This is a genomic window from Streptomyces prasinopilosus, from assembly GCF_001419695.1.
GTDB classification, from domain to species: Bacteria; Actinomycetota; Actinomycetes; order Streptomycetales; family Streptomycetaceae; genus Streptomyces; species Streptomyces prasinopilosus.
Genome location: NZ_LIRG01000305.1, coordinates 1 through 5,608, shown reverse-complemented (window position 1 = coordinate 5,608; position 5,608 = coordinate 1). Strand labels below are relative to the sequence as shown.

4 protein-coding genes are annotated in these 5,608 nt (G+C 72.0%); all 4 read left to right on the top strand.

The features are described 5' to 3' along the window. A partial coding sequence (locus tag AOK18_RS13830) for a 2-oxo acid dehydrogenase subunit E2 (RefSeq protein ID WP_206281542.1) occupies positions 1-860 on the top strand: 860 nt, incomplete at its 5' end. A 382-nt stretch (positions 861-1,242) separates the two neighbouring features. Next, entirely contained in the window at positions 1,243-1,866 is a 624-nt protein-coding gene (locus AOK18_RS13825) for a GntR family transcriptional regulator (protein WP_055571681.1), read from the top strand. A gap of 380 nt (positions 1,867-2,246) precedes the next feature. Continuing rightward, positions 2,247-4,949, top strand: coding sequence for a pyruvate dehydrogenase (acetyl-transferring), homodimeric type (gene aceE, locus AOK18_RS13820; protein ID WP_055694548.1), 2,703 nt, complete (start codon positions 2,247-2,249; stop codon positions 4,947-4,949). An 86-nt stretch (positions 4,950-5,035) separates the two neighbouring features. After that, the coding region (locus AOK18_RS13815; protein ID WP_157865094.1) for a helix-turn-helix transcriptional regulator at positions 5,036-5,608 on the top strand (573 nt) is incomplete at its 3' end.

The window sequence follows — 5,608 nt, the reverse complement described above, 5'->3', positions numbered from 1 at the left end:
AGGGCACCGGCGTCGGCGGCCGCATCCGCAAGCAGGACGTGGTCGCCGCGGCCGAGGCCGCGAAGGCCGCCCCGGCCGCCGCTCCCGCGCCGCAGGCGGCGCCGGCCGCCAAGCGGTCCCCGGTCCTCGAGGCCTCGCCGCTGCGCGGCCAGACCGTGAAGATGCCGCGGATCCGCAAGGTCATCGGCGACAACATGGTCAAGGCGCTGCGCGAGCAGGCGCAGCTGTCCTCGGTCGTCGAGGTCGACGTCACCCGTCTGATGAAGCTGCGCGCCCGCGCCAAGGACGCGTTCGCGGCGCGCGAGGGCGTCAAGCTCTCGCCGATGCCGTTCTACGTGAAGGCCGCCGCCCAGGCGCTGAAGGCCCACCCGGCCGTCAACGCCCGGATCAACGAGGCCGAGGGGACCATCACCTACTTCGACACCGAGCACATCGGTATCGCGGTGGACTCCGAGAAGGGCCTGATGACCCCGGTCATCAAGAACGCCGGTGACCTCAACATCGCCGGCATCTCCAAGGCCACGGCCGAGCTGGCGGGCAAGGTCCGGGCGAGCAAGATCACCCCGGACGAGCTGTCCGGCGGGACCTTCACCATCAGCAACACCGGTTCGCGCGGCGCGCTGTTCGACACGATCATCGTGCCGCCGGGCCAGGTCGCGATCCTCGGCATCGGTGCCACGGTCAAGCGTCCGGCCGTCATCGAGACGGAGGAGGGCACGGTCATCGGCGTCCGCGACATGACGTACCTGACGCTCTCCTACGACCACCGTCTGGTGGACGGCGCCGACGCGGCCCGTTACCTGAACTCGGTCAAGGCGATCCTGGAGGCGGGCGAGTTCGAGGTCGAGCTCGGCCTGTGACCCGCGGCCGCTGAGACCGGGTCGCCGACCCTGGTCACCGGTGCCCCCGTCCGGAAGTCTCCGGACGGGGGCACCGTCGTCTGTGCGGGGCACGGCCCCGCGGGGGTCCGGCGCCGGGTCCTGCGCCGGGCCCTGCGGGGCTCCGGCCGTGCGGCTCGTCCGGGACTCGCCGCATACGCCGCGGGACGTGCCGTATGCGCCGTGTAAGCCTCGTCTCACCTGCTCCAAAGCCCCCTGTGCGCCCCTCCCGCACGGTGGCACGGCCGTATTGTCTAAGGGTCAAACGCCCTCAAGGGTCCTGTCCGTCGTCCGTCCGCCGCCCCTCGACGGGGGCCCTTCGGGCGGCTGCCCCGGATTCACGCGTCCTGTTCAAGGAGCCCTCATGACCGCGCCCGTCGTCCACTCGCTGCGCGAGCAGATCCGCGAGCACATCCTGGAAGGGATCATCAGCGGGCGCTGGCAGCCGGGCGAGCGGATCGTGGAGCGGCGGATCGCGACGGAGCTGGAGGTCAGCCAGACACCGGTGCGGGAGGCGCTGCGCGAACTGGAGTCGCTGCGGCTGATCGAGTCGGCGCCCAACAAGGGCGTGCGGGTGCGGAACCTCTCGGCCACCGACCTGGAGGAGAGCTACCCGGTGCGGGCGGGGCTCGAGGCGATCGCCGCGGAACTGGCGGCGGAGCGGCTGGCGGAGGACTGCTCGGCGCTGGAGCCTCACGTCGCCGCGCTGTACGAGGCCGACCGCGTCGCCGACGGCACCGCCCAGGTGCGGCACACGGTCGCCTTCCACCGCGAACTGGTCCGCGCGGCCGGCAACTCGGTGCTGCTGCACACCTGGGAGGGGCTGGGCATCGAGGTCTTCACCGCCCTGTCCATCCGCTGGCTGGGCACCGTCCAGCAGTCCTACGCGGAGGAGCACCAGGACCTGGTGGCCGCGTTCCGCCGCCGCGACCCGCGGATCGCGGAGATCGTGAAGGCCCACGTGCTGGGGTGCGCGCCCCGGGCGTGAGCCCCGGGCGGGAGGCGCGTGAGCCCTGTACCGGGGGCGTGAACTCCGCACCGGGGGCGCGTGAGCCCCGTGCGGAAGGCGTGCGGGTCCGGTGCGGAGCACCCGCCGGGTCCCTGCCGCCACACCTGGGGAGACCCGCGCTCACCTGCGAAAACATCCCCCTTTTGGCGTCACTCGGTGCCACTTCCCCGGGCACCGCGTGCCGACTTTCTTGAAATCAAGAGATTTTCACCTGAACTCTTTGATCGATCATCGATCAGCAGGTTATTGTCACCGGCGGGGGCTCCACCAGAGCCCTCAGCCCTGTCCTGCCAAAGACCAAGGGCACCCCCGAACCCTTACCGATGAGGGAACCCCCTTCGACTGAGGAAGGCGGCGACATGACCGACCCCAAGGCCATCCAGCCGAGCGAGCTGGACCAGCTCCCGGACCGCGACCCCGAGGAGACCGCCGAATGGCAGGCCTCGCTCGACGCCGTCGCGAAGGCGGCCGGACCGCACCGGGCCGCGTACCTGATGCGCCGTACGCTGGAGCGCGCCGAGGGCGCCGGCATCGCACTGCCGCGGCTCCTCGAGACCGACTACGTCAACACCATCCCCACCGCCGCCGAGCCCGCCGTGGACGGCGACGAGGCGATGGAGTCCCGCATCACCGCGTGGAACCGCTGGAACGCGGCGGCGATGGTGAGCCGCGGCAGCAAGTACGGCGTCGGCGGCCACATCGCCACCTTCGCCTCCGCGGCCTGGCTCTACGAGACCGGCTTCAACCACTTCTTCCGTGGCAAGGAGGGTGACGGCTCCGGGGACCAGCTCTACATCCAGGGCCACGCCTCCCCCGGCATCTACGCCCGCGCCTTCCTCGACGGCAGGCTGACCGAGGCGCACCTCGACAACTTCCGCCGCGAGGCGGGCGGCGACGGACTGCCGTCCTACCCGCACCCGCGGCGCCTGCCCTGGCTGTGGGAGTTCCCCACGGTGTCGATGGGCCTGGGCCCGATCTCCGCGATCTACCAGGCGCGGTTCAACCGCTATCTGACCAGCCGCGGCATCAAGGACCTGTCGAACTCCCACGTGTGGGCGTTCCTCGGCGACGGCGAGATGGACGAGCCGGAGTCCACCACCGCGCTCACCCTCGCCTCCCGCGAGGGCCTGGACAACCTGACCTTCGTCGTCAACTGCAACCTGCAGCGGCTCGACGGCCCGGTCCGCGCCAACTTCAAGATCGTGCAGGAGCTGGAGGCCCAGTTCCGCGGCGCCGGCTGGAACGTGGTCAAGACCCTGTGGGGCACCGCCTGGGACGAGCTGTTCCGGCTGGACACCACCGGTGCGCTGGTCCGCCGCCTGCGCGAGGTGCCCGACGCGCAGGTCCAGACGTACCAGACCCGCGACGCCGCCTACATCCGCGAGGACTTCTTCGGCAAGGACCCGGCGCTCGTCGAGATGGCGAAGCTGCTGAGCGACGACAAGATCGTCGAGTGCTTCCAGTTCTCGCGCGGCGGCCACGAGGCCCGCAAGGTCTACGCCGCCTACCGCGCCGCGCTGGCCCACAAGGGCGCGCCGACCGTGATCCTGGCCCAGACGGTCAAGGGCCACACGCTCGGCGACGGCTTCGCGTCGAAGAACGCCAACCACCAGATGAAGAAGCTGTCGGCGGACGAGTTCAAGGCGATGCGCGACCGACTCGAACTGCCCATCAAGGACAGCGACTTCGTCGACGGCCAGGTCCCCTACGGCCACCCGGGCGCGGACTCCCCCGAGGTCCGCTACCTCCAGGAGCGGCGCGCGGCCCTCGGCGGTCCGGCCCCGGCCCGCCGCGTCCACCCGGTCGCGCCGCTGCCGGCCCCGGCCGAGAAGGCGTTCACCGCCTTCGACAAGGGCTCCGGCTCGCAGAACGTGGCCACCACCATGGCGTTCGTCCGCCTGGTCAAGGACCTGGTCCGCGACAAGGAGACCGGGAAGCGCTGGGTGCCGATCGTCCCCGACGAGGCGCGCACCTTCGGCATGGAGTCGCTCTTCCCCTCGCTCGGCATCTACTCGCCCAAGGGCCAGACGTACGAGCCGGTCGACCGCGACCAGCTGATGTACTACAAGGAGGCCACGAACGGGCAGATCCTCAACGAGGGGATCACCGAGGCCGGTTCCATGGCCGACTTCATCGCCGCCTCCACGTCGTACGCGACGCACGGCGAGCCGATGATCCCGTTCTACATCTTCTACTCGATGTTCGGCTGGCAGCGCACGGCCGACCAGATGTGGCAGCTCGGCGACCAGCTCGGCCGCGGTTTCCTCGTCGGCGCCACCGCCGGCCGCACCACGCTCACCGGTGAGGGCCTGCAGCACGCCGACGGCCACTCCCCCGTCATCGCGGCGACCAACCCGGCCGCGCTGAGCTACGACCCGGCCTTCGCGTACGAGATCGCCACCATCGTCAAGGACGGTCTGCGCCGGATGTACGGCGAGGCGGCCCCGGGCGAGGACCAGGACGTCTTCTACTACCTGACGGTCTACAACGAGCCGCTCCCGCAGCCGGCCAAGCCGTCGGCCGCCGGGATCGACGAGGGCATCCTCAAGGGCCTGTACCGCTTCAACACGGCGGAGTCGGCCGGGCTCGCCCCCGCGGCCGACGCCGCGCGGATCCAGCTGCTCGGCTCCGGCACGGCGATCCACTGGGCGCTGAAGGCGCAGCGGCTGCTCGCCGAGGAGTGGGGCGTGGCGGCCGACGTGTGGTCGGCGACGTCGTGGACCGAGCTGCGCCGGGACGCGCTGGAGGCCGACGCGGCGCTGCTGCGCGGCGAGGAGCGGGTGCCGTACGTGCGGCAGGCGCTCCAGGGTGCCGAGGGTCCGGTGCTGGCGGTGTCCGACTACATGCGCCAGGTCCCCGACCAGATCGCGCAGTGGGTCGAGCAGGACTACTCCTCGCTGGGCGCCGACGGCTTCGGCCTGTCGGAGACCCGTGAGGCGGCCCGCCGCCACTTCGGTGTCGACGCCGAGTCCATCGTCGTCGCGGCGCTGGCGCAGCTCGCCCGGCGCGGTGAGGTGCAGGTGACGGCCGTGAAGGAAGCGCGCGAGAGGTACGGCCTGTAACGGGTCGCGGACAAGCCGGTCCCACCGGCCGTGAGGACAGGAGGCCCCCGCTTCGAGCGGGGGCCTCCTGCTGCATCATGGGGCGCATGCGCGCTGCCCGGCTGATCAAGATGGTGCTGCTGCTCCAGTCCCGGCCCTCCATGACCGCCGCCGAGCTGGCGCGCGAGCTGGAGGTGTCGGAGCGGACCGTCACCCGGGACGCGCAGGCGCTGTCCGAGGCCGGGGTGCCGGTGTACGCGGACCGGGGGCGGGCCGGCGGCTACCGGCTGGTCGGCGGGTACCGGACCAGGCTGACGGGGCTGGCCCGCGGCGAGGCGGAGGCGCTGTTCCTGTCCGGGGTGCCGGGGGCGCTGCGCGAGATGGGGCTGGAGGACGCGGCCTCCGCGGCCCGGCTGAAGGTGTCGGCGGCGCTGCTGCCCTCCCTGCGGGACGCGCCGAGGACGGCGGCGCAGCGGTTCCACCTGGACGCCCCGGGCTGGTTCCGGGAGGCACCGGTGCCCGGGCTGCTGCCGGCCGTGGCGGACGCGGTGTGGGACGACCGCCGGGTCGTCGCGCGCTACCGGCGCGGGGACACCGAGGTGGAGCGGGAGCTGGAGCCGTACGGGCTCGTGCTCAAGGCGGGCGTCTGGTACCTGTGCGCGCGGGTTCCGGGGCGGGGG